This is a genomic window from Nocardioides sp. R-C-SC26, assembly GCF_021246465.1.
In the GTDB taxonomy this organism is placed as follows: Bacteria; Actinomycetota; Actinomycetes; order Propionibacteriales; family Nocardioidaceae; genus Nocardioides.
Genome location: NZ_JAHRHK010000005.1, coordinates 207856 through 234611, shown reverse-complemented (window position 1 = coordinate 234611; position 26756 = coordinate 207856). Strand labels below are relative to the sequence as shown.

The following is a 26756-nucleotide window of genomic DNA, read 5'->3' as shown; positions in this document are numbered from 1 at the left end:
ATCGCGAGGGCGGTGAACCCGAGGAAGGGCGACAGCGCGGCCGCCCGCACCCGTGGGCTGCGATGGGGCTGCTCGAGTCCCTCCAGGAGCCGCAGCCAGTCGTCGGCCGCGGGGGTGGCGAAGACGCTGCCACCGCCGGCGATCACCGCGGGCACCCCGACGGCGTGCAGCGCGGCCTGACTCGCCGCCAGGTCGGCGTGGCGGTAGCAGATCACCGCGACGTCGCTGGGTTGCAACACCTTCCCGTCGAAGGCCGCGCCCGAGGCCAGCAGGTTGTGGACGTCGTGCGCGAGGTCGGTGGCGATGTGCGGTCGGGCGTCACCGACGGCGATCGTGCTGCCGGCACCGCGCCCGAAGGTCTCCCGACTGACCATGCGCAGCCGCAGCGGTGCCGACTGCGGAGCGCCCGACAATCTCGATTCCTGGTGATGGGCCTCGACGGGCTGGACCACGATCCGCTCGTCGCCGAGCTCGGCGCCGACGAGGAGCCGCGACACCGCGCCGACCAGCGGGGCGTCGCTGCGCCAGTTCGTGGCGAGGGTCTGGTGGCGACGGGCCGTGGCGGCGGCCTGCAGGTACGTCACGACGTCTCCCCCGCGGAAGGCGTAGATCGCCTGCTTCGGGTCGCCGATGAGCACCATCGTCGCGTGGCCGGAGAACGCGCGGTCCAGCACCTGCCACTGCACCGGGTCGGTGTCTTGGAACTCGTCGACGAGCACCAGTTGCCAGCGGGCCCGCATCCGCTCGCGTGCGAGCGAGTCGTCCGGGCCCAGGGCGTCGGCGAGCTGGCTGAGCAGGTCGTCGTAGGAGAGCAGTCCGAGCCGGCGCTTGCGTGCCTCCAGCTCGGCCCGGACCGCGCGCGCGAACGACACCTTCCGTCCGGCCGGGGTGTCGCGAGGCTCGTCGGCGGGCTCGAGATGTGCCTGAGGATCGGCGACGACGGCGCGCGCGATCTGGCCGGCCTCGGCGCGGGTGAACGACGGCGGCGACTCGGCGAAGGCGAAGGCGCGCAGGTAGAGGTCGTCGACGACCTCGGCGACCAGATCGTCGAGGTTCTCGACCAGCGTCGCCTGACCGTCGCTGTCGCCGGCGACCCCGAGCGAGTCGAGCACGAGCGAGCAGAACTGGTGAGTGGTGGCGATCGTCGCGGCGTCGAAGTCGGCCAGGGCGTCACGCACACGACGACGTCGCGCTGCTCGCTCGGCCGGTTCGGCGTCCAGCAGCAGGGCGAGCAGCTCGCTCGCGCCGGCCCCCCGGCCGTGGTCGGGGTGGTCGGGCTCGTCGACCGCGGCCAGCGCGCGCTCGGCCTCGACCAGCTGGGCGCGCACCCGCTCGCGCAGTTCCTGGCTGGCGGCGCGCCCGAACGTCACCACCAGCATCTCGCCGAGCTCGACCACACCCTCGGCGACGTAGCGGGTGACGAGCGCGCCGATGGTCCAGGTCTTGCCGGTGCCGGCACTGGCCTCCAGCAGGGTGGTCGTGCCGGCTTCGGGCAACGGATCGGCGATCGAGAACGGGGTCACAGCGGCCCCACCTTCTCCGCACCGTCGAGCAGCGGAGCCCACACCCGTTCGGCGAGCGTCTCCAACCCGGCGTCGACCAAGAGCTCCAGCGGCGCGCCGTCGCCGAAGACGAGGCGGTGATAGGCGTCGGCATCCTCGCCCTCGATGCCGTAGGTGTTGTGCGGATCGGTGACCCACGCTCGGCCGGCGAGCTGACGCGGGGAGACGTCGTCGCCCATCATCTGACGCCGCTGCGCCTCGGCCCAGGCCGACGCGGTCTTCACCGGCAGCGGCAGCGGACGGCGCAGACCCTCCTCGCGCAGATCCACCAGGTCACGCAGCCAGTCGACCGCGCGATGGTCCAGCGGCCCGGCGAGCGCTCGCTTGGGCCCGGCCCGCTCCTTGCCGACGGCGTGCGCGGTGAACATCTCGTCGGTGTGGCCGGCGCTGGCGGCGAGGAGGTCGACCCACGAGCCGAGGCGCTGCTTGGGGCCGAGCCGGGAGTAGCCGAGCGAGACGATCCTGGTGCCGAAGATGCCCGAGACCGTGCCGACCACGCGGCGTCCGTCGCCGAGATCGACGTCGACGTCGATCGACCGCTGCGTGCCCGCCCGCAGCTCGGCCGTTCCGGCGAACAGTTTCTGAGCCTCCGCCACCACCTCGTGCAGATGGCGCCCACCCAGTTGCCCGGGCGGCAACGCCCCGCTCAACAGCTCGGCGGTCATCACCGCATCAGGCGATTCGCCCTCCAGGAGTGCCCGGAGCAGCCGGTCGCCGACCTGCCACTTCTCCAGGGCGTCGAGCTCGATCGCGATGGCGTCGCCGACCTCCTCGAACCGCAACGGAACCCCGACGTCGAGTCGCTGGCGCACGAACTCCCTGACCGGGTGCACGAGGAAGTCGCGCAGCTGCTCGAGCTGGACGGTTCCCGTGGCCCCGCGCGGGTGCGCGGCCGGCAGCTCCTCGGGCAGGAGCATCGGCGGTGCGGTGCGCTCCCGCAGCAGGGCGCGGGCGCCGGCCAACGCGCCGGCATCGTAGGTGAAGGGTCGCGGGTCGGCCGCGACCAGACCGTGCGGGCTCAGCGCGCGGACGTCGTGGGCCTGCAACGGATGCCGCACGACGACCTGCGCCCGCACCGGGCCATGCTCCCGACCCGTCGCGGTGAGGTCGAGCGCATCGATCAACTCCCCCAACGGGACGGCGGGCGGGCGCTCGCGCCCGGTGTGCTCGTCGGCGCCGGAGTAGGTGACGACCAGCGTCTCGCCGGCCGCGAGCACGGCGTCGAGGAGGAGCTGCCGGTCCTCGCTCCGGCGGTCGCGTTCGCCGGTGAGCGGACGGCGCGCCAGCACGTCGTCACCGTCCGGGGTGGGGTTGCGGGGGAAGACGCCGTCGTCGAGGCCGAGCAGGCAGACCACCCGATGCGGCACCGAGCGCATCGGTACCAGCGTGGCCACCGTCAGCGTTCCCGTGCGGAAGTTGGACCGGGTCGGGCGGCCGGCCAGGCGCGAGCGCAGCAGCGCACGGACGTCGGCCAGGCGCAGCCGCGCGCTGCCGGAACCGCGGTCGCCGCCGGTACCGACACTCCCGTCGAGACCTTCGTGGGCGACCCTCGCGAGCTCGCGCTCGAACTGCGGCAGCTGCCAGGAGTCGTCGTCCTCGAGCAGGGTGAGCGAGCGGACGCCGAGCGCGAGGGCCGCCGTCCAGTCGCGGACCGTGGCGCCGGCGAGCGAGTGCGCGAGATCGCCCCGGAGATCACCCCTGGGGTCGGGGTCGCCGGGATCGAGCGCCCGCACGCAGGAGTGCAGCCGGTCGACGAACTCGCCCAACCTCCCGGCGAGGTCGATGTCGGAGCTGGCGACGTCGTCGAGGGGGAGGCCGCGGCCGAGCCGGGCGTGTTCGTCACCGCTCATCACGACTCCGACCAGGACCCGGTCGATGCCGGCCCGCCAGGTGTTGTGCTCGAAGCCCTGCATGCCGAAGCGGGCGCGACGCTCGGCGTCGAAACCCCATCGGGCGCCGGCCTGGGCCACCCATCGCCCGATGCGCTCGAGGTCGTCGTCGCTGAAGCCGAAACGCGCGCGGACGAGCGGTGTCGCGGCGAGGTCGAGCACGTCGGAGGCCGTCGCGCGACCCAGTGCGAGCTCGACGAGGCTCGCGGCCAGGGCCAGCAGCGCGTTGGTGCTGGTCAGCGCGCGGTCGGCCAGCCGGACCCGCAGACCGTGCGCCGGGTGCGCCGGGTCACCGTCCGAGGGAGCCTCCCCCTCCCCGAGACCGAAAGCGGCGGAGATGAGCGGCGCGTAGGTCTCGACGTCGGGGCACATCACCACGATGTCGCGGGGTTCGAGCGTCGAGTCGTCGTCGAGCAACCCCACCAGGACGTCGCGCAGCACCTCGACCTGGCGGGCCGGGCCGTGGCATGCGTGCACCTGCACCGAACGGTCGGTCGGGCTCAGCGTGCGCGCCTCACGCCGCGCGACGTCGGGGACGGCGTCCTCACGCAGGTCCGTCTGCAGCCACCCGAGCAGGGTGCCCGGGAGCGGTGCCGGATCGGCGACCTCGTACTCCACCGCGTCGGGTGCCGCGAGGAGGGGCGCGACCACGCGCGGCAGCTCGCGGGCGTCGCGGCCGAGCGAGGCCAGCAGGGGATGGCGCACCAGCGTGCTCGACTCGTCGTCGGCACGTGGCACGACGCCCGCGGCGCGCACGCCCGTCAGTCGCTGCCACAACGCGGCCGACGGCTGGGGCAGCCAGAGATGGACGTCGCGGTGCCGTGCGAGTGCGCCGAGCAACCGCACCTCGCTCACCGACATCCGGGTGTGGCCGAAGAGGCTGAGCCGGTCGGGCAGGTCGAGGTCGTCCCGCTCGCGACCCTCCAGCGCGGCGACCACCCGGTCAAGACGCGCGTCCGGTGGCTCGACGCCGACGGCGGCGAGCAGACGGCGCCAGAGTTCGGCCTCCCACACCTGGTCGGGCGGGAGGTCGCGGCCGGCGCCGTCGGTGTCGTCGCCGGCGCGCCACGCCGTCAGGACGTCGGGGCGCTGCACTGCATAGGCGGCGTAGAGCCCGGCCAGGCGGTGGGCCACGGCATAGCGGCGGCCCCGCCGCAGCTCGGCCTCGGCATCGTCCAGCCCGTGCCCGAGATGGCGGGCCAGCGCGGCACACCACGGTTCACCCACGACCTCGTCGATCACCCCGAGCAGCGGCCAGGTCAAGCGGTCGGGGCTCCACGGGTCGTCACGGTCGCGGTCGATCAGCACCGAGACCAACGACCACGGCGTGATGAACCGGACGCCGGCGCACACGCCGTCCGCCCGACCCGCCTGGCCGATGCCGAGCCGGTGGGCGAGCCGCTGGGTGAGCCACCGCTCGATCCCCCGGGCCGGCACCACGACGAGCTCCTCCGCGAACGGGTCGGGCAGGGGCTCGGCCAGCAGCTCGCCGAGCGCGTCGGCGAGCGGCAGCGTGCTCGGGGCGTGATGGAGGTGCAGGGGCATCGAGGCTGAGCGTAGAGATCCTGTCCGACAGCGGGTGGGGAGATCGCCCGCTCGGGCAGTACGTCGCGGCTCGGCGTGGCTCCGCTCACACCTCCTTGCCAGTGGCAAGGAGGTGTCCCTACGGTCCCGCTCATGGAACATCGCCCGGGCCGTCTGCTCACCGGCCTCGCCACGCTCGTCGTCCGCCGCGCGGGGTGGGTGCTCGCGGCCTGGCTGCTGGTGACCGGCGTGCTCAACACGGCCGTGCCGCAACTGGAGGAGGTCGTCGCGAAGGACTCCACGCCGGTCGTGCCGCTCGACGCACCGTCCGCCGTCGCGACCGACCTGATGGATTCCGCGTTCGGCAGCGGGCGCAGCAACAGCTTCCTCGTCGTCGTGGCCGAGCGCACCGGCGGCCTCACCGCCGACGACAAGCGCTACCTGCGCCGACTCGTTCCCCAGCTGCGCGCCGACCCCGACGACGTCACGTTCGTGCAGGACATCCGCAGCGTGGCGGTCACCCGGGCATTGAGCAGCGAGGACGGCGAGGCGCTCTACTTCCAGATCGGCATCCCGGGCGAGACCGGCGCCCCGTCGGCGATCCAGCAGATCGAGGCCGTGCGCCACCTCGTCCGCGACGGCGCGCCCGCGGGCCTGACCGTGCTGGTCACCGGCCCGAGCGCCACCATCAGCGACATGGCCGTCGAGGCCGAGGCGAGCATCCTGCCGATCACGCTGATCACCGTCGCGATGATCTTCGCGATCCTGATGCTCATCTACCGTCGCTGGTCGACGGCGGCGCTCATCCTCGGCAGCGTCGGGATCTCGCTGGTGGTCGCGCGCGCCACCACGAGCCTGCTCGGCCTGACCGGCGTCTTCGACGTCTCCACCTTCACCGGATCGTTCCTCACCGCGATCGTGCTCGGCGCCGCGACCGACTACGCGATCTTCGTCGTCAGTCGCTATCACGAGCAGCGCCGCGACGGCGTGCCGGCGCCCGCCGCTGCGCGGTACGCCGCGAGCCGCGTCTCGGCGGTGATCGTCGGTTCGGCGCTCACCGTGATGCTGGCCAACGCGGTGCTGGTGATCGCCCAGCTCGGCGTCTACCGGACGACGGGGCCGGCGATCGCGGCGAGCGTCGCGGTCACCCTGCTGGTCTCGATCACCTTGCTGCCGGCGCTCCTGGCGCTGCTCGGCTCGCGCGGTCTGTGCGAGCCGCGACCCCGCAACCCCAGCGCCGCGACCGGCTGGGCGCGCGTCGCCGACGCCGTCGTGGCCCGGCCCGGGCGCTTCGCCGCCGCCGCGCTGATCCCCCTGCTGCTGCTCGCGGCGTTCTTCCCCGCGATGGAGCCCAGCTTCGACGAGCGCCAGGTGCAGCCGAGCGACACCGAGAGCAACCGGGGCTACGCCCTGCTCGACGCGCACTACCCGGTGAACGAGGTGCTGCCCGACTACGTGCTCGTGCACGCCGACCGCGACCTGCGCAACGCCGAGGACCTCGCCGCTCTCGAGCAGGCCGGCGCCGCGGCGTCGCGGGTGCCCGGTGTCGGTCTGGTGCGCGGCACCACCCGCCCCCTCGGCGAGCCCATCCCGCAGGCACAGGTGGCCTACCAGGCCGGTCAGGTCGGGCAGCGGCTCGGCGACGCCGAGCAGCAGCTGGACGACGGCACCCGCGGTGCGCGGGAGCTCGCCGACGGATCCGCGCAGCTGGACGACGGCGCGGGCGAGCTCGCCTCCGGTGCCGACCAGGCCGTCGACGGCGCCGGCCGCCTGCTGCGGGGGATCGAGGAGCTGCGCGCGGGCGTCGTCCGGCTCGCCGACGGCGCCGACCGCGCCAGCACCGGCAGCGCCGACCTGCGTGACGGGGCCGCTCTTCTGGCCACCGGCCTGCAGACCGCCGTCGACCAGACCCGCATCGCCGTCGACGGCCTGGCCCGCATCGACCGCGCGCTGCGCAGCAGCCTCGCCTGCACCCTGGACCCGGTGTGCGCCCGCGCTCGCGACGGCGTCCGGCAGGTCTACCGCGGCCAGCGCGACGAGCTGATCCCCGGTCTCCAGGAGGCTGCCGACGGCGCACGGGCACTGGCCGACGGCACCGCCGACCTCGGGACCGGGCTGGCCCGGCTCGACGCGGGCCTGGCCGACGCGCGCGATGGCGTCGACCGACTGGCGCGGGGTCAGCGCACCTTCACCGACAAGCTCGGCGACCTCGCCGACGGCTCGGCCCGACTGCGCGACGGCACCGGCCAGGTCGCCGACGGCACCGCCCGTCTGGCCGACTCCGTCACCGAGCTGCAAGGCGGCCTCGGCGAGGCGTCGGCGTTCCTCACCGAGACCGCCGACCGGGCCGGGACACCGGAGATGGGCGGGTTCTACCTCCCGCCGGTGGCACTGGGCGACCAGCGCTTCGCCGTCGCCAGCAGCCAGTTCCTCTCCGACGACGGCCGGACCGCGCGCATCGTCGTCCTCGGCGACACCGATGCCTTCGGCCCCCAGGCCTCCGAACGGACGACGCGGGTACGGGAGTCGATCGCGACCGCGCTGCGCGGCACCGGGCTCGAGGACGCCGAGGTGCACGTGACCGGCATGGCCGCGGCCAACGCCGACCTCGCCTCGCTCGACCGCGACGACTTCCGGTTGATCCTGATCGTCGCGCTGATCACGGTCTTCCTCGTGCTGCTGGTGCTGCTGCGGTCGCTCGTGGCGGCCTCGGTGCTGCTCGGCACTGTCGCGCTCAGTTACGCCTCGGCCATCGGACTCGCCGTCCTGGTGTGGCAGATCGTGCTCGACAAGCCGCTGGAGTGGTCGGTGCCCTCGCTGACCCTGGTGATCCTGGTGGCGGTCGGGGCCGACTACAACATGCTGCTCGCCAAGCGGATGCAGGAGGAGGCACCGGACGGCGAGCCCGTCGGCATCGCGCGTGCGACCGCCGCCACCGGTGGCGTGATCACCGCGGCCGGGGTGATCTTCGCGGCCAGCATGTTCGCCCTGATGGCAGCCAGCGTGACGACGCTCGTGCAGGTCGGCTTCACCATCGGGATGGGGCTGCTCATCGACACCTTCGTCGTGCGCACGCTGGTCGTGCCGGCTCTGGCCACGCTGCTGGGTCGCCACCTGTGGTGGCCGCGCCGACGGCGTGCCGCCCCGCTGGCGGTCGAGCCCGGCGATCGCGGCGTGCTCGGTGCTGGGGCGACGTCGTGAGCGAGGTCCGCACCGGGCTGCTGCGTGCCGCCGTCGAGGAGATCGGCGAGAACGGGTTGGCCAAGGCCAGTCTGCGTGCGATCGCGCGGCGCTGCGGCGTCTCGCACCAGGCCAGCGCACACCACTTCGCCGACCGCGCCGGCCTCTTCACCGCGCTGGCGGCCGACGGGTTCGAGCGGATGCTCGCGCGCACCCGCGACGACGTCGAGGCGGCCCGAGCGTCGGGACAGGACCCGGTGGCCGCGATGGGCGTGGCCTATCTGCGCTATGCCGACGCCGAGCCGACCACCTTCGACGTGATGTCGCGAGCGGAGCTGCTCCACCCGGAGGACGACCAGCTGGTGACGGCCAGGCTCGCGATGTGGGACTACACCCTCGACATCGTGCGCACCGCTCAGCGCGAGCGCGGGTGGGGTGCCGGCGTCCCGGCCGAGAAGCTCAACATGGCGTGCTGGTCGACCGTGCACGGCCTCGCCCTCATCCGGCGCGACCTCCTCGCCACCCTGCCGACCCTGCACGCCATCGACGCCGAGGACGTCGTCCGGCTGGTGACGGCGGCGATCGAGTCGACACCCTGACGGTGCCCGACCACCCGCGGCTCGCCGCTCACCATGCGCGGCCGCCGGCGCCCGGCGAGCCGCCGCTCACCCTGGAGTGGTTGACCCGTTTGGCATGCTCGTGGCCATGATGGGCGCGGCCCGCCGACTGGCGCTGGAGACGATCGGCTGGGTGCTGCTGGTCGCCGGCATCGCGGCGCTCGTGCTCCCCGGGCCCGGTCTGCTGATGATCTTCGGTGCGCTGGCGATCTTGAGCCAGCAGTACGAGTGGGCCGAGAAGCGCCTCGACCCGATCAAGTACCGCGCCCTGCGCGGCGCGGCCGAGAGCGTGGAGACCGTGCCGCGCATCGTGATGTCGCTGAGTGGTGTCGTCCTCCTCGTCGCGGCCGGCGCGCTGTGGCTGGCCGAGCCGGACGAGCCGGACTGGTGGCCGCTGCCCGAGGCCCTGTGGCTGCCCGGCGGCGCAGCGACCGCCGTCACCCAGCTCGTGTCGGCCGCGATCGCCCTCGCGCTGATCGTGTACTCGTTCCGCCGGTTCTACGGCAAACCGGAGGCGAGGGCCGCGCTCGACGCGGAGGTCGACGAGGCCGACCGGGAGTACCGCGAGCTCTAGCCCGCGAACTGTGCGAGGTAGGCCTGGCCCTCGTCGCTGAGGTTGCCGTGCTGCTGGGCGATCCGAGCCCACTTGACCGACATCCGCATGAAGCGCATCGGGTTGTAGATGTCCTCCTCGCAGGAGAAGAGACCGTCGCCCGCGTACGTCATGATCGTCATGTTCGACTGCTCGAGCATCGTCCCGTCGCCCGGATCGGGCATCAGGTTGCGCACCTCGCAGATCAGTCGCGACGTCGACTCGTCCACGACCTGCCAGGCCATGGGGAAGCCGGTCATCACCGACCCGGGGAACGAGGTCATCGTCTTCACCGACCACTCGCGGATCTGATCGCGTCCGGTGAAGGTGCCGAACGCGTGCTCGATGTAGGTCGCGTCCTCGGTGAAGTTGAGACAGAAGTCGTCCCAGTCGCCGGTCTCCTGGTGGCGCTGCACGCGCTGGTGCATCGCGGCGTAGGCCTCGGTGATCTCGGCGGCGCTGAATCGTGGCTGGTCGGTCGTCACCGCGCCATCCAAGCATCATCGGGCGCGGGCATCGAGCGTGCCGAGGGTCTCGACAAGCTCGACCACCGGGCCGCTCGACCACCGGGCCGCTCGACCACCGGGCCGCTCGATCAGTGACGCGAGACGTCGTCCATCAAGATGCCGGGCCACCGTGCGACGTCCGACGGCGCGGCGGCGACCTCGAGCCTCGCGTGCGGCAGCAGGCCGACCAGCGCCTCGGCGGTCGAGACCGGGTGCGCGGGGTCCTCGCTCCACGCGAGCACGGTCACCGGGACGTCGATGCGTGCGACGAGCTCGGGGGCGGGGAGGTCGCTCAGCGCGGCACCGCGCAGGAGGGAGGGCAGCAGGTGCTCGACGACGTCGGGCACCGTCTCGGGGACGCCCACGGTGGCGGGGGGCCGCGCCACCGTTCGTCCGGCCTCGACGAAGGCCGCCATGCCGACCTGCTCGACGACGTCGGCAGCGCGGCGGTAGTCGTCGGCCTTGCCGACGCGCGTCGACCACGCCGTCGGCGGCACCAGCAGCGTGAGGCTGCTGAAGCGCTCCGGGTCGCGCACCGCGGCGTGCAGCAGGGTGCCCGTGCCCATCGACGGACCGACGCCGTGCACGCGTTCGCCGGGGAACCAGTGGTCCAGCAGTCGCAACAGGTCGTCGGCCAGCGTCGTCCAGCGGAAGTCCTCCGGCACGGCGCGCCCGGTGGATCGACCGTGGCCGCGTGCGTCGTAGCGCAGCAGCCGGGTGCCGCTCAGACCCCGACCGAGATCGAGGTCGAGCAGCCGGTCGCGGTAGCGGCTGGAGGTGAGGCCGTGGAGCTGGACGACGGGGTGGCCCCCTTCGTCGCTCAGCTCCACGTCGAGCTCGGCCCCGGGAACGGAGAAGGTCGTCACATCGGCTCCTGGGAGGGTGAATCGGGCCCTAGGGTACCGACATGCGGCTGACCAACGTGGCGCATCTTCGGCTCCCCTTCGGTCGGCTGCTGGGATACGACGTCACCGTCGGACCGCCCGGACGCCGGCTGCCGGTCTCCTTCGACCAGGGCCGTCACGTCGGCGCTGGAGACCGGGCGGGCTCGTGGATGGCGCTGTCCTTCCGACTCACCGAGCCGGTGGACCCCGACGACCTGGCGGCGGCCTGGCTCGCGGTCATCGCACGGCACGGCACCCTGCGCACGGCGTTCCTGCCCGGCTCATCGGAGGAGGACGGGCCACGCCTGCACGAGGTCACCGTCGACGAGGGCGGGTGGATGGAGCACCCGGTCGCGCCCGGGCAAGCGGTGAACGACGCGCTGCGCGCCGTCCTCGACGACACCTGCACGCCGTACGCCCGACCCTCGCACCGACTCTGCCTGCTGGAGACCGCGACCGGCGGCTGCGTGGTGATCGCCGCCGACCACGCCCACGTCGACATGTGGTCGATGCTGGTGATCACACGCGATCTGCTCGCCGCCCTGGCCACCGTGCGCGCCGGTGGAACGCCCGCGCTCGCTCCCGCCCCACCCTTCGCCGACCACACCGCGTCGTTGCGCGAGCGGCCGCGCGCGCCGGACGACGTCCGCGACCGATGGGCGGAGGTGCTGGGAGCGTCCGGAGACGTCATGCCGCGGTTTCCGCTGCCGCTGGGCGACGTCGCGACACCGCACCGCGAGCGGGTCGAGGTGCGCGACGTGCTCGACGTCGACGACAGCGCGGCGTTCGCCGCGGAGGCCCGCGACCAGGGCGTCTCGACGCTCGCGCTCGTCGTCGCGGCGATGACGGCGGTCACCCAGGACCTCGCCGGAACCCCGTTGAGAGCGGTGTTCCCGGTGCACAGCCGCTACGACGCGGCCTGGCACGACGCGGTGGGCTGGTTCATCACCAACGCCGTCCTCGAATCGGCCGACCCCGATCCGCGAGCCAGCGCGGCCGCCGTCAAGGAGGCCATCCGACTCGGGTCCTGGCCCCTGGAGGACGTGCTCGCACCCTGGGGCGGGATGCCGGCCGCACCCGGCATGTTCGCGATCTCCTGGCTCGACCTGCGGCGCCTGCCGGTGCGGGTCGACTCGGTGGGGCTGGAGGCGCAGTACGTCGGCGCGGCGATCCGCACCGACGGCGTGATGCTCTGGTTCGTGCTCGACGAGTCCGGACTGCACCTGCGCTGCCGCTACCCCGACACCACCGAGGCGCGCCGGCACGTGGGCCGCTGGCTTGACGCACTCACTGCGCGCCTGCGCGCCGAGGCGCGTGCCTCCGCCGGGGGTCGGCTGCGGCTGGGCGAGCGGGTCTTCCGTGTCCAGCGCGCCGCACGCGCCGACATCGCCGACATCGCGGCGCTGCTGGCCGACGACGAGATCGGCGCGACTCGCGAGATCGCCGACGCGGGCCCCTACGAAGCGGCGTTCGACGCCGTCGCCCGCGACAGCGCGCACTACCTCGCCGTCGTGCGTGACGAGTCCGACCGGATCGTCGGAACCATGCAGCTCACCGTGCTGCCAGGACTCTCACGCGGCGGCGCGACCCGGCTGCAGATCGAGGGCGTGCGGATCGCCGTCGACGTGCGCGGCACCGGCCTGGGCTCGGCGATGCTGGAGTGGGCACACGGCCACGGCCGCGCCCGCGGCGCCCGCCTGGCCCAGCTCTCCACCGACGCCGCCCGGGGCCGCGCCCGGAGCTTCTACGCCCGGCTCGGCTATCGCGACACCCACGTGGGCCTCAAACGCGACCTGTGATCCGAGCCCCGCGGCCACGCGCTGCCAGCGCGCGGAAACCTCAGCCGCTCACCGCCCGCCCGGACAGACGGCGACCGCCACCGCCGTGACCGGACCTCGTTCCGGCCCAGGTCAGCGGCAGAAGATCAGCAGCGTGCAGCCACCGCCACCGCCGCCCCCACCGCCGGGGTTGGTCGGCGTCGCGGCCGCGAGGGCCTCGGTGATGATCGGCTTGAAGAAGCGGGACGCGCGCTTGGAGGTCGTGGCGCTCAGGTGCAGGTCGTCCCACCAGGTGAAGGTCTTGCCGACCTTGCCCTTGCAGACCGAGCCCTTGCAGTAGAGGCCGTTGACGTCGATCAGCTTGCCGGGCTTGGCCGGCTTGAAGAGCTTGGTGACCCACGACTTCGTTCCCGCGGCGTCGGCGAGGGCCTTGCTCTTGGGCACGTTGCACGCATAGGGCTTCTCGCCGGCGCGGCACGCGGCGCGCTTCTCGGGCACCGTCGCGACCTGGCCGATCACCTTGACCGGCACATCCATCGCCGAGAGCGTCCGCGCGAGCCGCGGCGCGCCGCTCACCATGGCGCGGCCCATGGTCTCGGCGTAGTCGCCGGCCCGGGTCTTCACGGCCTGGCGGTAGCGCTGCCAGCTGCCTCCGATGATCACGCGGACGATCTGGTTGTCGTCGACGAGGCTGCGGACGTACTCGATACCCATCCGGTTGGACTGGAAGCAGGCCGGCGTGCTGTCGCTGGCGCGTACCTGGTTGTCCATCGCGGGGCAGCCGCCCATCATCGAGGCCACCAGGTTGACCTTGCCCCCGGCTGCCTTCTGCACGGCGGGGATGAACATCCAGGCGTGGGAGTCGCCCCACATGACGACGGTCGGACGACCGGCCTTATACGGGTTGAGGTGGCAGACCACCGGCTTCTGCGGGATCTTCTCCTGCGACGAGGCGCACTTCTTGGGGATCCGCGGGTAGTCGCGGCTCGGCTGGACGGCGTCCGCCGCGGTGGCGGTGAACAGGAGCATGGTCGCGGTTATCAGCACCGCGAGAAGAGCCGCGAGCGAACGGGGAAGGCGGCCCGAGAGCGAGGGGGAAGTCAGCGTCGTCATGGTGCCCCCATGGTCACATGGGCCCCAGGACGCCCGCAGACGAAGGCCGAATTTCGGGCGTCGTGCGCCGTCCGTCGCCCGTCCTCCGGTCGCGGGGAGCGGTGAGTGGCGGAGGTCCTGAGGCCCACGGCGGTGAGCCGCTGAGGAATCGGCACGTACCGACCCTCAGCAGGTCACCGTCCCACCGCGCCAGAGCCGCGCGAATCCTCAGCAGGTCACCGCCCGCCACCCACCCGCACCTGAACGGCGAGGCCGGCTCGCCGGCCCGCCAGTCTCAGCGCAGGATCATGAGCGCGCCCGGCAGCACCTCGGCGACGGCGGGCTCGGCGTCGAGGCCGGGCAGGACGCCGAGCGGCTCGCCGTCACCGCCTGCGGGTACCCCGCCGCGCACCGAGGCGGCGACCGAGACCCGACGTCCGCGCAGCAGGGTGACCTGGGGCAGCGCCACGTGGGAGCCGTCGTAGACCTTGGGCAACGAGCGCACCAGCGCCAGTCGCGAGGCCGCCTCGATGATGACGACGTCGAGGAGACCGTCGTCCACCACGGCGTCGGGGGCGATCTTCATGCCCTTGCCGTAGTACGCCGAGTTCGCGATCACGACGTTCGACGCGAGGTGCTCGCTGACCCGGCCGTCGACGTCGACTCGGAACCGCGCGGGACGGTAGGTGGCCAGGGAGCGGACTGCGGCGTAGGGGTACTGGAGCTTGCGCGGGAGCCAGTGGGCACGGTCGACGAGCTCCGCGGCGCGGGCGTCGACGCCGCAGTACACCGAACCCGCGACGCGACGCTCGCCGGCCGACGTCGTCCAGGAGAGCAGGTCGACCGACGTCGGTGCGGCGTCGAGCAGCAGCCGCGCCAGGGCCTCGGGCTCCTCGGGGAGGCCGAGCATGCGGGCGAAGTCGTTGCCGCGGCCGGCCGGGAGGACGGCCAACGTGCCGCCGGCACGGGAGACGGCTCCGGCGAGGGAGGAGAGCATGCCGTCGCCACCGACGGAGACCACCACGTCGCCACGTGCGACCGCGGCGTCGACGAGCGCGGCCATGGCCTGGGGCCCGGGCGAGTAGGTGACGTCGACCTGCGCGCCGGCATCGCGCAGCGCCCGTGCGACGGGCACGACGGCCTCAGGTGCGGCGCCGCCGCCGGAGGCGGGGTTGACCAGGAAGGTGAAGGTGCGGGTCACGGGATCAGCACTCCCGGGTTGAGGATGCCGGTGGGGTCGAGGTCGGCCTTGACGGCGCGAAGGACCGAGGCGCCGAGATCTCCGATCTCGCTGGTCAGCCAGGGCCGGTGGTCGGTGCCGACGGCGTGGTGGTGGGTGATGGTGGCACCCGCAGCCATCATCGCGTCGGAGGCCGCGGACTTGGCAGCCATCCACTGCGGCAGCGGGTCGTCGCCCGCCTTCGCTGCCACCGTGAAGTAGAGCGAGCAGCCGGTCTCGTAGACGTGCGAGATGTGGCAGAGCACCAGCGCACCCTCGCCCAGGGAGTCGACCAGGGCGGTGCGCACGCCGTCGTAGAGCGCCTGGCGGTTGCTCCAGAACGTCGCCGTCTCCATCGTCTCGACGAGCACGCCGACGTCGAGCAGGGAGTCGCGCAGGTACGGGGCGTCGAAGCGACCGTGCGCCCACGACTCACCCGGCGCGGTACCCAGTGCCTCCCCGCCGAGCCCGGTCAGAACTGCGGTGACGGCCTGCTGCTTCGCCTGGACGGCGTCCGGCTCGCCCTCGTAGCCGACGATCATCAGGCAGCCGCCCGCGGACTCGTCGGTCGCCTCGGGGCTGTCGCCGATCTGGTCGGGCTTGGCCAGGTTGATCGCGGTCTCGTTCTCATCGGAGAGGCGGAGCACGGTGGGCAGCAGACCGGCCTGGGCGAGAGTGCGCATGGCGTCGGCGCCCGCCTCGAAGCTGGCCCAGCGCCAGCCCTCGTAGACCTTCTGGGCCGGCAGGCGGCGCACGCGCACCGTGACCTCGGTGATCACACCGAAGGCGCCCTCGGAGCCGAGAATCAGCTGGCGCAGGTCGGGGCCGGCCGCATTGGCGGGAGAGGAACCCAGGCGCATCTCACCGCGCGGCGTGGCGACGCGGAGCGCGACGACGAGGGCGTCGAAGCGGCCGTAGCCGGCGCTGCTCTGCCCGCTGGAGCGGGTGGCGGCGAATCCTCCGATGGTGGCGAACTCGAACGACTGCGGATAGTGGCCGAGCGTGAGGCCCTCGGCGGCGAGGAGTGCCTCGGCCTCGGGGCCGCGGAGACCGGGCTCGAGCACCGCCGTCATCGAGGTGTGGTCGACCGCGAGCAGCCGCTTCATCCGCACGAGGTCGAGAGAGATCAGGCCGGCGAATCCGTCGCGTCGCGCGGCGAGGCCCCCGGTGACGCAGGTGCCGCCGCCGAACGGCACGACGGCGAGATGATGCCGCACGGCGTAGTCGAGCACCGCGGCGACCTGCTCGTGGTCGGCCGGGCGGACGACGACGTCGGGGGCGTCGCTGAGGTCACCGGTGCGAGCACGGAGCAGGTCGGGGGTCGACTTGCCGCGGGTGCGCTGGCGGCGGTCGGCGTCGTCGGTGAGCACGTGCTCGGCACCGAGCAGGTCGGCGAGGGCCTGCACGTGAGCGGCGTCCACGGCGAGCGGCGGCAGCGCCACCTCGACATCGGCCGGAGTCGACCGGAGCCCGAAGGCGAAGTCGACCAGGCCACGGGCCTGCTCGGGGAGCGTCGTGGCGCGGTCGGGCGAGCCCCAACGCTGGGGGTGCATCTCGGTCTGCTCGAACGGGAGGCCGGTGGTCGTCATGTGTTACAGTGTGACACATGACGTCACTTCGTCACAACCGCTCGGAGACGACGAGCCCGCGCGACGCGTACCTCGACGCCGCACGCGGCTGCATCCTCGAGGTCGGCTGGCGCCGCACGACCCTCACCGAGGTCGCCCGTCGATCCGGAGTCTCGCGCATGACCATCTATCGCGCATGGCCCGACATGGCCTCACTCCTGGCCGACCTCATGACGCGGGAGTGGACCGGCATCGTGCAGGCCGCCGTGACCGACCGGCCGCTGGTGGAGTCGATGGTCGCGGCGGCGCGCACCCTGCGCGGCAACCACCTCTTCGTGCGGATCATCCAACTCGACGCCGAGCTGATCCTTCCCTATCTGCTGGAGCGACGCGGTCGCTCGCAGGACCTCATCCTCGGACTGCTCACCGCAGCGATAGCCGAGGGCCAGCGCACCGGTGAGATCCGGGCAGGGTCGCCGGTGCTGATCGCCCGCGCCGCCGTGCTCGCCGCCCACGGATTCGTGCTGTCGGCGCACACGATGATCGGCGACGACGTCAGCGAGGACGACCTCGACGCCGAGCTCACCCTGATCCTCGAACGGATGCTGCAGCCGTGACGCACCGCTCCTCCACGACGCGGACGACCCAGACCGCGCAGCGGATCACTCCCGGTCTGGCCGGCGCGCCGAGCGAGGTCGACGTCCTCGTCGTGGGGCTCGGCGTCACCGGTGCCGGCGTCGCCCTCGACGCAGCCACGCGCGGCCTCTCCGTGCTCGCCGTCGACGCCCACGACCTGGCCTTCGGCACCTCGCGCTGGTCATCGAAGCTGGTGCACGGCGGCCTGCGCTATCTCGCCAACGGCCAGGTCGGCGTGGCGATGGAGAGCGCCGTCGAGCGCGGCATCCTGATGGAGATCACCGCGCCGCACCTCACCCACGCGATGCCGTACGTCGTGCCCTTCACGACCTCCACCAAGCCCTTCCAGCGTGCCCTCACCAGGCTCGGGTTGCGGGCCGGCGACCTCCTGCGCCGTGGCGCGCGCACGTCGTCGGACACCCTGCCCGGGCCGCGCCGTCTCTCGGCGACCGAGTTGCGCGCCTATGCGCCGTGCCTGCGCGCGGCGGGCCTGCGCGGTGGCCTGCTCTCCTGGGACGGTCAGCTCGAGGACGACGCGAGGCTCGTCGTCACGATCGGCCGCACCGCTGCCGAGCACGGTGCGCACGTGCGCACCCGCGCCCGGGTCGTGGCCATCGACGGCACCGCGCGGGACGGCTCCGCGACGGGCGGCCCGTCGGTCACCCTGCGAGACGAGCTGACCGGCGCGACGCACATAGTGCGCGCCCGGGTCGTCGTCAACGCCGGCGGCGTGTGGGCCGCCGGCCTGGTCGACGGCATCTCGCTGCGCCCGAGCCGCGGCACCCACCTGGTGCTGCGCGCCGAGACGCTGCCCGGTCTGACCTCCGCCGTGTTCGCACCCGTGCCCGGCTCGACCAACCGCTACGTGATGGTGCTGCCGCAGCCGGACGGCACCCTCTACGTCGGCCTCACCGACGAGCCGGTCGAGGGCGAGATCCCCGACGTGCCGACGCCGTCGGAGGCCGAGATCGGGTTCCTGCTCGACGTCGTCGCCGCGGCGTTCGAGCGACCGCTGCACCGGTCCGACGTCGTCGGTGCCTACGCCGGCCTGCGGCCGCTCCTGGACACCAGCGCCGCGGGGGGTGCCGACGGGGCGCACGCGGGAGCGACCGCGGACCTCTCGCGCAAGCATGCCGTGCTGACCTCGCCCGAGGGCGTCGTCACCGTCGTCGGCGGCAAGTTGACCACCTACCGGCAGATGGCACAGGACGCCGTCGACGCCGCCTTGGCATGGTCGGGACTCGCCGCCACGCCCTGCCGCACGACCTCGCTCCCGCTGCTGGGCGCCGCCCCGCGGGCCGAACTCGCCGCCCTGGAGCTGCCAGCGCGACTGGTGCGGCGGTACGGCACCGACGCGGGCCTGGTGCTCGCCTCGGCGCGCTCGATCGCGGCCGCGGCCGGGATCGCCGCGGGCGATCTGCTCACTCCGGTGGCACCGCACGTGCCGATCACTCTGGCCGAGCTGCTCTTCGGCGTCACCCACGAGGGAGCGGCCGACGTCGACGACCTGCTCGCCCGCCGCACCCGCGTCGGCCTCGTTCCCGCCGACCGCGCTCTCGCCGTCCCGATGGCCGAGCGCGCGCTGGCCGCCGTCGGCGTCGCGACGGGCTGAGGTCGGCCGACTGTCCGGTTTTCTCGGCCGGCCGATGAATCCGGACGTCGGCCTGCGAAGTTTCGTCGGCCAAGGTCCGGTTTCATCGGTCCAGGTGCCGACGACGGGTCATCGGCGGCGCGAACGGCGGCCCTACCGGCCAAACCCCGGAGCCGATTGACTGACGTCCATGACCGCCATCGACACCGTGCAGACCTGGCACCGACTCGTCGAGACCCGCGACACCGCGCTCCTCGACGACCTCCTCGCCGAGGAGTGTGTGTTCCGCTCGCCAGCGGTGCACGCCCCGCAGGAGGGAAAGGCGCTGACCACCGCCTACCTGAGCGCCGCCGTCGTCGTCCTCGGCAGCACGTTGCGCTACGTCGAGCAGTGGGTCTCCGACAACTCGGCAGTGCTGGAGTTCGAGGCCGAGGTGGACGGCCGCACCGTGCACGGCGTCGACATGCTGCGGTGGGGAACCGATGGCCGGCTCACCTCGTTCACCGTGATGATCCGACCGCTTCGCGGTCTCGAGTCGGTCATCGCCGCGATGGGGGCAGAGCTGTCGCGGTGATCCGGTGGGCCTCGTCTGCGGGGGAGGAACACCGGCTACCCGGTGTTCCTCCGCCACGACCGGGTGGAACTCCCGTTCACGGGGCCACAACCGCCCCGACAGCGGGAGTTTCGCCCGGATTGTGGGTGCAGCGATGAGTTCGGGCGTCGACCGGAGTCATCACCAGCCTGCACACTGGACGAGGCTGGGAGCGGGGCATGACGATCACCATCGATGGGGAGCGCACACAGGTGACGACGAATGAGATCGCGGCGAACCCGACGGGCGGGACGACGGGCGGACAGACCGGCAACGAGCTCGCCGACTTCGACACCCTGACGTCGACCTACCAACGCGAGCTTCTCGCGCACTGCTACCGGATGAGCGGGTCCGTGCACGAGGCCGAGGACCTGGTCCAGGAGACCCTGCTGCGGGCGTGGAAGGCGAGCGCGACGTTCGAGGGACGCAGCAGTGTCCGCACCTGGCTCTACCGGATCGCCACCAATGTCTGCCTGACCAACCTGGAGGGCAAGCCGCGCCGTCCCCTTCCGGCAGGGCTCGGCACACCCGACCAGATGGCCGGCGACGCGCTGGAGGAGAACCACGAGATCACCTGGCTCGAGCCTGTTCCGGACGCCGCCGTCGTCGTCGCCGAGCGCGACACGATCCGACTCGCGTTCGTCGCCGCACTGCAGCACCTCCCGGCGCGTCAGCGCGCCGTGCTGATCCTGCGTGACGTCCTGAGGTGGACGGCCGCCGAGACCGCCGAGGCCCTCGACACCACCACGGCCGCCGTGAACTCCGCGCTGCAGCGCGCACACGCCCAGATGGAGCAGCAGAGCCTGACCGCCGACACCGTCGTCAGCGACCTCACCCACGCCCAAGAGGAGTTGCTCACCCGCTACGTCGACGCCTTCTGGCGTAAGGACATCGACACCATCGTGAGCCTGCTGCGCGCCGACGCGATCTGGGAGATGCCGCCCTTCATCGGCTGGTACCGCGGCGCGGAGAACATCGGCGAGCTCATCGCGACGCGCTGCCCCGGCGGCATCCACGACATGCCGATGCTGCGCACCGAGGCCAACGGCCAGCCCGCCTACGGCCTCTACATGCGCCAGCCCGAGGGGCACTTCGTGCCGTTCCAGCTCCAGGTCGTCTCTCTGGACGGCGAGCGGGTTCGGCACGTCGAGGCCTTCGCCGATCCGCGTCACTTCGCTCGGTTCGGCCTTCCCGACCGGCTGCCGTCCGGCTACGAGCCCACCCTCGCCGAGGCGACGGCGTGAGTGGCGCCCCGGTCGGGGCGCACGCGCTGGAGCTGCTCGAAGGGGCGCTCGCCTATGCGAGCGGGTCGCTGCAGACCGTCACCGTCGACGACCTGGCGCGTCCGACGCCCTGCGCCGGCTGGGACCTCGATCGCCTGCTGACCCACATGGACGACGCTCTCGACGCGTTCACCGAGGGTGCCTCCGGCTTCGTCCGCGGGCATACCGGCACCGCGAGACCGCCCGCTCGCACCGACGTGGCACCACGTCTCGACGGGATGCGGGTCAAGGCCTGCGATCTCCTGACGGCGTGGCGCTCTCCCCGCGCGGCAGCGCACGCCGTCGTCGGTGCGCCCGCCCGAGGGTCGTCCGCGAGCGGCGCTCGCCAGGCGTCGGCCGTCTCGACCGAGGTGATCGCCCTGGCGGCCGCGCTGGAGATCACCGTGCACGGCTGGGACGTCGGGCGCGCCACGGGTAGCGGTGCGCGCGTCCCGCTGTCGTTGGCCCAGGGCTTGCTGCCGACCGCGCACCACCTCATCGGCGCCTCCGATCGGCCGGTGCTCTTCGCGGCCATCCGCCCGACGTCGGACGACGCCCTGCCCGACGTCCGACTGCTGGCGTGGTGCGGGCGGGTCGCCGGTTGAACGACCCGTCCGAAGCCGTGGGGGCCCGCGGGGTCTCGACAGGCTCGACCACCGGAACGGGGTCGAGGGATCTCAGCCTGCGACGGTGACCAGGAAGGTGTGGATCCCGCTGGAGCCTCCGGGGAACGGTTCGGCACGCGCGGCGGTCTGCACCTCGCCCTCGCCGTCGACGACCCGGGCGGCGATCTTGTGCGAGCCCGGCTTGGCGTCGGTCCACTGGTAGTACCACTGGCGCCAGTAGACGTCGTTCACGTCGGGGCCGAGCTCGGCATCCACCCAGCCGTCGCCGTCGATCTGGACCTGGACCTTGGTCACGCCGTCGTTGTTCTGCGCCCACGCGACTCCGCCGACCAGGACCTCGCCCGGGTCGAGCGTGGTGAGTGCGCGAGGCGTGTCGATGCGGGCGGACGGCTTGATCGGCGCGACGGTGTCCCAGTTGCGCTTGGTCCAGTAGGACTCCTGCTCGGCGTACGTCGTCAGGGTGATCTTGGTCAGCCACTTGGTCGCGCTGATGAAGCCGTAGAGGCCCGGGATCACCAGACGCACCGGGAACCCGTGCTCGCGGGGCAGCGCCTCGCCGTTCATCCCGACGGCGATCAGCGCCTCACGCCCGTCGGTCGCGAGGTCCAGCGGCGTGCTGATCGTCATCCCGTCGAAGTCGGTGCTGAGGATCTGGTCGGCCTTGGAGCCCACTCCGGCCATGTCGAGGACGTCCTTCAGCGGGACACCCAGCCAGCGTGCGCCGCCGACGTACTTGCCGCCGACGCTGTTGCTGACGCAGGTCAGGGTGATGTCGCGCTCGACCATCGGCATGGCGAGCAGCTCGTCGAAGGTGATGGTGAGCTCGTTCTCGACGTCGCCGTCGACCGTCAGGGTCCAGCCCTCGCTGTCGACGACGGGCGTGTCGAGCCGGGTGTCGACGCGGTAGAAGTCGGCGTTGGAGACCCGCAGGGGAGTGATGTCGGAGAAACGCTCCTCCAGGCCGGCCTGCAGCGGGCCGAGCGCCCCGCCGGGTGAGGGGTCGGGGAGGGCGATGTCCTCGGGACGCGCCCGGAGGGTTCCGATCCAGCGTCCGGCGCCGCCGGCGGCCGCGGCGATGGCGGTCAGCACGGCACCCGCGACCAGCACGGTGCGGCGCGTCGCCGACGCCGACGAGGTCACGGTCGCGTCCTCCTCAGTGGGTGTTGCGGTCGCGCTCGTGTCCGGCGAGACGCCGTCGCGGCTGTCCTCGGTGAGCACCAACCGCTTCTTGGTCGGCGCGGGAGAGAGCGCCACCGACAGCGAGGCGCCCCGGGAGAGACGGTCGAGCAGCACCAGGGTCAGGACGCCGGTGAGCGCGGTGATCAGGCTCGGCACCAGGTCGAGCGCGTCGGCGCTCGGGCGGTTCATGGCCGCGCCGGCCGCAGCGGCCACCATCACGATCAGGAGAGCCGCTCCCCAGAGCAACCGTGTCCGGGCCAGCACGCCGGCGACGGCGGCCAGTACCAGCACGCCGACGAACACCGAGCCGACCAGCACGACCTTGTCGAGGTTGCCGTTCTCGGTCTCGAAGGTGCGGATCGCCCACTCCTTCATGCTCACCGGCGTCAGGTCGATCACCTGCGAGCCGACGGCGAGCACTGGCGAGGAGTCGGGGTTCAGCAGCGCCGCGACGAGGTGGCCGATGCCCATGCCGACCAGCGTCGACACGAGGCCGAACAGTGCATACCTACGTCGTGAGCCCATATCGAGTGTTCGTCGCCACCAACCCATCCGGATGGGTCGTCGGCCGGGGGTCCTCCTCAGCGATCGGTCTCGGCACGGCGATGTCGGTGCGATGGGCCACGATGAGGGCGGAGGAGGACCGATGACGCAGACCGGTGGTCTGGACGACCCGCTCGACCCGCTCGACCCGATCGAGGCCGCGGACGTCGCGCACTTCGCCGACGACGGCGGGCGTGCCCTCCCCGGCGTTCTGGCGCCGTTCCGCCACGCCGCCTACCGACGCCTCGCGGTGGCGTTGGTCTTCACCGCGTTCGCCGGCGGCGTGTGGATCGTCGCGCTGGTCTGGGAGGTGATCCGGATCGGTGGCGGTCCCGGCATGCTCTCCGCGGTCTCGACGGCGAGCGCCGTCGGCGTCCTACTTCCCGCGCTCGCCGGCGGCGTGCTGGCCGACCGAGTGCCGCAGAAGCTGATCCTGCTCGGGGTCGGGACGCTGGAACTCACCGGCGTGATCGTGGTGATGACGCTCTCCCTCACCGGCACCACCCAGGCCTGGCACCTCGTCGTGATCGCGTTCGGCGCCGGCGTGGGCATGGCCTTCTACTACCCCGCGTACTCGGCGTGGCTGCCCGCGCTCGTCGACGAGGCCGACCTGATGGCGGTCAACGGCTTCGAGGGCATGGTGCGTCCGACCATCGGCCAGGCGGTGGGGCCCGCCGTCGCTGGGCTCGTCGTCGGGATGGCCACGTCGGGCGCAGCCATGGGTGTCGCCGCCGGGGCGCACTCTCTGGGCCTGATGGCCCTGATCACCGTCCCGCTCACGGCGGTGCGCCGCCCGGTCGACGAGGACGGCGAGCCGGTCGCGCCCGGCTCGCCGCTCACCGAGATGCGCGAGGGCATCGGCTACATGATCCGCACCCCCTGGCTTCTCGCCACGCTGCTCTTCGCCGCGCTGATGTTGCTCGCGATCATGGGCCCGCTCGAGGTGCTGGTGCCGTTCCTGATCAAGGACCAACTCGGCGGTGGGCCCGGCGATCATGCCCTGGTGCTGGCCGCCTTCGGCATCGGCGGGGCCGCCGGATCCCTGACGATGGGGTCGTTGCCGATGCCGCGGCGCTACCTCACGGTGATGAACCTGACCTGGGGGCTGGGGTGCTTGCCGTTCCTGCTGATCGGGAACGCCTCCCATGTCTGGGTCGTGATCGCCTGCGCCTTCGCCATCGGGGTGACGTTCTCGGCCCCGATGGTGATCTGGGGCACGCTCCTGCAGCGGCGGGTCCCCCGCCACCTGCTCGGGCGGGTCGCCTCCCTCGACTTCTTCATCTCCGTCAGCCTGATGCCGGTCTCCATGGCGCTCGCCGGCCCGCTCGCGCACTGGGTCGGGCTCACGACCACGTTCGTCATCGCGGGCATCGTGCCCGGCCTCGCGGCCGTGTTCTTCACCTTGGCGTTCAAGCTGACGGACGACGAGCTCCGTCACCCCCTACGAGACGGCGGCGAGTCGACGCCGTCACCGTGACGCCGTCCGGCACCCGCGCTGCAAGAACCGATTCGTCCGTCACGCGGCCGACGGGCCCTGATCGCGGGCCGCGCGCGTCTGGTGGGACGAAACTCCCGTTTGTCGGCGGCCTTCGACCGGTTCTCCGGGAGTTTCGCCGCATCGCCGAGGAGATTCACCGGGTACCCGGTGAATCTCCCGCCGACCCAGACCGCCGCCGGCGCCGAAGAATTTCGATCTCCACCAATCCGGGGGGCCAGGGGTGCCGAACTACCCCCCGACAGCGCACCGAGAACGCGGTGCGCACCGACGAAAGGCTCACCATGAACCTCCACAGCATCCGCCGCCGCGGTGTCGCCGCTGCCGCCGTCCTCGCCCTGTCCGTCTCGCTCGCCGCCTGTGGTGGCGAGGACGACGAGCCCACCACCAACGGCACGGACAACTCCTCGGAGAGCTCCGACACCGGCATGGGCGACAACGAGACCGACGCCGGCGCCGACGTCTTCGGTGACGCCTGCAGCGAGGTCCCGGCCGACGGCGCGGGCTCGTTCAACGGCATGGTCCAGGACCCGGTCGCCACCGCGGCGAGCAACAACCCGCTGCTCTCCAACCTCGTTGCCGCCGTCGGTGCCATCGACGGTCTGGCCGACACGCTGAACACGAGCGAGGCCCTCACGGTCTTCGCGCCGTACAACCCGGCGTTCGAGGAGATCCCGGCCGACATGCTCAACGACCTCGTCAAGGAGGCCGGCGAGAAGGGTCAGGACAGCACCCTCTTCAAGATCCTCGGCCACCACGTGCTCGCCGAGAACGACCAGGTCGACGACGTCGCCGGTGACAAGGACACCCTCGTGGGCGACTCGCTCACGATCGAGGGCGACGAGAACGGCATGACCGTCAGCGACGGCACCGTCACCGCCAACGTCCTCTGCGGCAACATCCCCACCGCCAACGCGACGGTGTACGTGATCGACAAGGTCCTCACCGGCGTCAAGTGACGTAGTTCGAAACTGACCGCGTCTCGACACCCGATCGTCATCGGATCGCGAGAGGATCACGTCGTGGACGCGATCGACCCAACGCCCGCCGGGGGCCCCCCCCCCCGGGGGGCCCCGCGCGGCGCGGACCTCAGATGCCGCAGGGGCGGCGCTCGCAGAGCTGCTGCGGCGCTCGGCCCGTGGCGACGAGGCCGCCTTCGCCGAGCTGTACGACTCGACATCTGCTCGCGTATACGGCCTCGCACTCCGCGTGGTGCGCGACCCGGCGCAGGCGGAAGAGGTCACTCAAGAGGCATTCTTGGAGACCTGGCGCACCGCGTCGCGATTCGATCCCGACCGCGGCAGCGCTCTCTCGTGGCTGATGACGTTGTGTCATCGCAAGGCCGTCGACAGGGTCCGCTCAGCGGAGTCCTCGACCCGACGCGACACCACGTACCACCAGCAGAACCAGACGATCGACCACGACGTGACGGCCGATGCCGCCCAGGCGGCAATGGAGGCCCGACGCGTCCGCAGAGCACTCGACAGCCTGACCCCGGTTCAGCGGGAGGCGATCGAGTTGGCCTACTTCGGGGGCTACACACATACCGAGGTGGCGGGAATACTGAACCTCCCCGTCGGAACCGCCAAGACCCGCATCCGCGATGGACTCATCCGGCTGCGCGACACGATGGGAGTGGGCTCATGATGCGCGACATCCACGCGCTCTCCGGAGCCTATGCAGTCGACGCTCTCGACGACCTCGAGCGAGCCGACTTCGAACGGCACCTGGCCGAGTGCCCGGCCTGCCGTGAGGAGGTCGACTCGCTGCGCGAGGCGGCTGCGCTGCTGCCGGCTTCCATCTCCACGACCCCGCCGCCCTCGCTGCGCGACAGCGTGCTGGCCGGCATCACGACCGTGCGTCCCCTGCCGCCGTTGACTCCGGCACCGTCCGCCGACGAGCCTGCCGGAGGTCGCGACGTCCGCCCGCTCCGCCCCGCAGCGGCACGCGCGGAGCGGCGCTGGTTTCCGCAGGTCCTCGCCGTCGCCGCAGCGCTGGTGATCGTCGCCGGTGCCGGCGTCGCCGTCACCCAGCCCTGGGCGGATGACCCCACCAGCGAGGTCGCGCTGTCCGTGACCGACCAGATCCTGCAGTCCGACGACGCGGAGCGCGTCTCCCACAGCCTCGGCGACGGGGCCGAGGTCACCGTCGTGCGGTCCCGGCAGCACAATCGCGCTGTGGTCATCACCGACAACCTGCCCGCTGCTCCCGAGGGTCACGCCTACGAGCTCTGGCTCCAGCGAGGTGGCCTGATGATCCCTGCCGGTCAGATCGCCGGAGGGACGACGTCGAGCACCGTGCTGCTCGACGGCGCTGCGAACAAGTCCACGGCCGTGGGGATCACCATCGAGCTCGCCGGCACCAAGCCGATCGAGCCGAGCGACGACGTGCTGGCGGTCGTGCCCTTCGAACAGGCCTGAG

The 26756-nt window shown here is 72.4% G+C and carries 21 protein-coding genes; 13 read left to right on the top strand and 8 right to left on the bottom strand.

Annotation, left to right across the window (positions count from 1 at the left end):
- Together KSO97_RS06955 and recC are read right to left on the bottom strand one after the other, a co-directional pair.
- Positions 1-1523: UvrD-helicase domain-containing protein (locus tag KSO97_RS06955; protein WP_232677368.1), on the bottom strand; the 1523-nt coding region annotated here is incomplete at its 3' end.
- Positions 1520-4996 (bottom strand): exodeoxyribonuclease V subunit gamma, encoded by a 3477-nt coding sequence (recC, locus tag KSO97_RS06950; protein WP_232677367.1) that lies wholly within the window; start codon positions 4994-4996, stop codon positions 1520-1522. The genes recC and KSO97_RS06955, both read right to left, overlap by 4 nt.
- Positions 4997-5128: 132 nt before the next feature.
- Here recC and KSO97_RS06945 point away from each other — a divergent pair, with 132 nt between their 5' ends.
- The 3 genes from KSO97_RS06945 to KSO97_RS06935 all read left to right on the top strand — a co-directional run bounded on the left by KSO97_RS06945 (position 5129) and on the right by KSO97_RS06935 (position 9346).
- A complete protein-coding gene (locus KSO97_RS06945; RefSeq protein WP_232677366.1) occupies positions 5129-8176 on the top strand; it encodes an MMPL family transporter in 3048 nt (1015 codons plus the stop codon).
- A complete protein-coding gene (locus tag KSO97_RS06940) occupies positions 8173-8754 on the top strand; it encodes a TetR/AcrR family transcriptional regulator (protein WP_232677365.1) in 582 nt (193 codons plus the stop codon). Before KSO97_RS06945 ends, KSO97_RS06940 begins: the two co-directional genes overlap by 4 nt.
- 94 nt (positions 8755-8848) lie before the next feature.
- Positions 8849-9346 (top strand): PGPGW domain-containing protein, encoded by a 498-nt coding sequence (locus KSO97_RS06935; protein ID WP_232677364.1) that lies wholly within the window; start codon positions 8849-8851, stop codon positions 9344-9346.
- Here the strand turns inward: KSO97_RS06935 and KSO97_RS06930 are convergent.
- Together KSO97_RS06930 and KSO97_RS06925 are read right to left on the bottom strand one after the other, a co-directional pair.
- Positions 9343-9849, bottom strand: a complete 507-nt coding sequence (locus KSO97_RS06930; protein WP_232677363.1) for a nuclear transport factor 2 family protein — start codon at positions 9847-9849, stop codon at positions 9343-9345. The two genes, KSO97_RS06935 and KSO97_RS06930, sit on opposite strands and share 4 nt — an antisense overlap.
- A gap of 110 nt (positions 9850-9959) precedes the next feature.
- Complete coding sequence (locus KSO97_RS06925; protein ID WP_232677362.1) at positions 9960-10736, bottom strand: alpha/beta fold hydrolase; 777 nt, start codon at positions 10734-10736, stop codon at positions 9960-9962.
- A gap of 41 nt (positions 10737-10777) precedes the next feature.
- Here KSO97_RS06925 and KSO97_RS06920 point away from each other — a divergent pair, with 41 nt between their 5' ends.
- On the top strand, positions 10778-12553 hold the full coding sequence (locus KSO97_RS06920; RefSeq protein WP_232677361.1) for a GNAT family N-acetyltransferase: 1776 nt from the start codon (positions 10778-10780) through the stop codon (positions 12551-12553).
- Positions 12554-12664: 111 nt separating this feature from the next.
- Here KSO97_RS06920 and KSO97_RS06915 read toward each other — a convergent pair whose 3' ends face one another.
- From KSO97_RS06915 to KSO97_RS06905, 3 genes are all read right to left on the bottom strand, one after another.
- The gene (locus tag KSO97_RS06915) at positions 12665-13645 is read right to left on the bottom strand and encodes an SGNH hydrolase domain-containing protein (RefSeq protein WP_232677360.1); all 981 of its coding nucleotides are present in this window, start codon (positions 13643-13645) and stop codon (positions 12665-12667) included.
- Positions 13646-13919: 274 nt separating this feature from the next.
- The gene (locus KSO97_RS06910) at positions 13920-14825 is read right to left on the bottom strand and encodes a diacylglycerol kinase family protein (protein WP_232677359.1); all 906 of its coding nucleotides are present in this window, start codon (positions 14823-14825) and stop codon (positions 13920-13922) included.
- Positions 14822-16432, bottom strand: coding sequence for an FAD-binding oxidoreductase (locus KSO97_RS06905; RefSeq protein WP_232677358.1), 1611 nt, complete (start codon positions 16430-16432; stop codon positions 14822-14824). Before KSO97_RS06905 ends, KSO97_RS06910 begins: the two co-directional genes overlap by 4 nt.
- 17 nt (positions 16433-16449) lie before the next feature.
- Between KSO97_RS06905 and KSO97_RS06900 the strand changes: the two genes are divergently transcribed.
- The 5 genes from KSO97_RS06900 (at position 16450) to KSO97_RS06880 (ending at position 21097) form a co-directional block, all read left to right on the top strand.
- A complete protein-coding gene (locus tag KSO97_RS06900) occupies positions 16450-17028 on the top strand; it encodes a TetR/AcrR family transcriptional regulator (RefSeq protein WP_232677356.1) in 579 nt (192 codons plus the stop codon).
- Entirely contained in the window at positions 17025-18659 is a 1635-nt protein-coding gene (locus KSO97_RS06895; RefSeq protein ID WP_232677355.1) for a glycerol-3-phosphate dehydrogenase/oxidase, read from the top strand. Before KSO97_RS06900 ends, KSO97_RS06895 begins: the two co-directional genes overlap by 4 nt.
- Positions 18660-18828: 169 nt before the next feature.
- Positions 18829-19212 carry a nuclear transport factor 2 family protein gene (locus KSO97_RS06890; RefSeq protein WP_232677354.1) on the top strand — a complete coding sequence of 128 codons (384 nt, stop codon included), beginning with the start codon at positions 18829-18831 and terminating at the stop codon, positions 19210-19212.
- A gap of 197 nt (positions 19213-19409) precedes the next feature.
- The gene (locus tag KSO97_RS06885; RefSeq protein ID WP_232677353.1) at positions 19410-20474 is read left to right on the top strand and encodes a sigma-70 family RNA polymerase sigma factor; all 1065 of its coding nucleotides are present in this window, start codon (positions 19410-19412) and stop codon (positions 20472-20474) included.
- Positions 20471-21097 carry a TIGR03086 family metal-binding protein gene (locus tag KSO97_RS06880; RefSeq protein ID WP_232677352.1) on the top strand — a complete coding sequence of 209 codons (627 nt, stop codon included), beginning with the start codon at positions 20471-20473 and terminating at the stop codon, positions 21095-21097. The genes KSO97_RS06885 and KSO97_RS06880 overlap by 4 nt, the downstream gene beginning before the upstream one ends.
- Positions 21098-21169: 72 nt before the next feature.
- On the opposite strand, the gene KSO97_RS06875 is transcribed toward KSO97_RS06880, so the two are convergent.
- On the bottom strand, positions 21170-22786 hold the full coding sequence (locus KSO97_RS06875) for a molybdopterin-dependent oxidoreductase (RefSeq protein ID WP_232677351.1): 1617 nt from the start codon (positions 22784-22786) through the stop codon (positions 21170-21172).
- Positions 22787-22943: 157 nt separating this feature from the next.
- Between KSO97_RS06875 and KSO97_RS06870 the strand changes: the two genes are divergently transcribed.
- The 4 genes from KSO97_RS06870 to KSO97_RS06855 all read left to right on the top strand — a co-directional run bounded on the left by KSO97_RS06870 (position 22944) and on the right by KSO97_RS06855 (position 26755).
- The gene (locus KSO97_RS06870) at positions 22944-24317 is read left to right on the top strand and encodes an MFS transporter (RefSeq protein ID WP_232677350.1); all 1374 of its coding nucleotides are present in this window, start codon (positions 22944-22946) and stop codon (positions 24315-24317) included.
- Positions 24318-24619: 302 nt separating this feature from the next.
- A complete protein-coding gene (locus KSO97_RS06865; protein ID WP_232677349.1) occupies positions 24620-25294 on the top strand; it encodes a fasciclin domain-containing protein in 675 nt (224 codons plus the stop codon).
- A gap of 55 nt (positions 25295-25349) precedes the next feature.
- Positions 25350-25982 carry an ECF RNA polymerase sigma factor SigK gene (gene sigK / locus KSO97_RS06860; protein WP_308188266.1) on the top strand — a complete coding sequence of 211 codons (633 nt, stop codon included), beginning with the start codon at positions 25350-25352 and terminating at the stop codon, positions 25980-25982.
- Positions 25979-26755: an anti-sigma factor domain-containing protein gene (locus KSO97_RS06855; protein WP_232677348.1), complete on the top strand. Its 777-nt coding sequence runs from the start codon at positions 25979-25981 to the stop codon at positions 26753-26755. Before sigK ends, KSO97_RS06855 begins: the two co-directional genes overlap by 4 nt.
- The last annotated feature ends 1 nt before the right edge of the window (position 26756 follow it).

Bases quoted from the DNA above. Each gene is read 5' to 3' on its own strand.
- KSO97_RS06915 (WP_232677360.1), bottom strand. From the start codon at position 13,645: ATGACGACGCTGACTTCCCCCTCGCTCTCGGGCCGCCTTCCCCGTTCG.
- KSO97_RS06855 (WP_232677348.1), top strand. From the start codon at position 25,979: ATGATGCGCGACATCCACGCGCTCTCCGGAGCCTATGCAGTCGACGCT.
- KSO97_RS06920 (WP_232677361.1), top strand. From the start codon at position 10,778: ATGCGGCTGACCAACGTGGCGCATCTTCGGCTCCCCTTCGGTCGGCTG.
- KSO97_RS06900 (WP_232677356.1), top strand. From the start codon at position 16,450: ATGACGTCACTTCGTCACAACCGCTCGGAGACGACGAGCCCGCGCGAC.
- KSO97_RS06865 (WP_232677349.1), top strand. From the start codon at position 24,620: ATGAACCTCCACAGCATCCGCCGCCGCGGTGTCGCCGCTGCCGCCGTC.
- KSO97_RS06945 (WP_232677366.1), top strand. From the start codon at position 5,129: ATGGAACATCGCCCGGGCCGTCTGCTCACCGGCCTCGCCACGCTCGTC.
- recC (WP_232677367.1), bottom strand. From the start codon at position 4,996: ATGCCCCTGCACCTCCATCACGCCCCGAGCACGCTGCCGCTCGCCGAC.
- KSO97_RS06885 (WP_232677353.1), top strand. From the start codon at position 19,410: ATGACGATCACCATCGATGGGGAGCGCACACAGGTGACGACGAATGAG.
- KSO97_RS06935 (WP_232677364.1), top strand. From the start codon at position 8,849: ATGCTCGTGGCCATGATGGGCGCGGCCCGCCGACTGGCGCTGGAGACG.
- KSO97_RS06890 (WP_232677354.1), top strand. From the start codon at position 18,829: ATGACCGCCATCGACACCGTGCAGACCTGGCACCGACTCGTCGAGACC.
- KSO97_RS06870 (WP_232677350.1), top strand. From the start codon at position 22,944: ATGACGCAGACCGGTGGTCTGGACGACCCGCTCGACCCGCTCGACCCG.
- KSO97_RS06905 (WP_232677358.1), bottom strand. From the start codon at position 16,432: ATGACGACCACCGGCCTCCCGTTCGAGCAGACCGAGATGCACCCCCAG.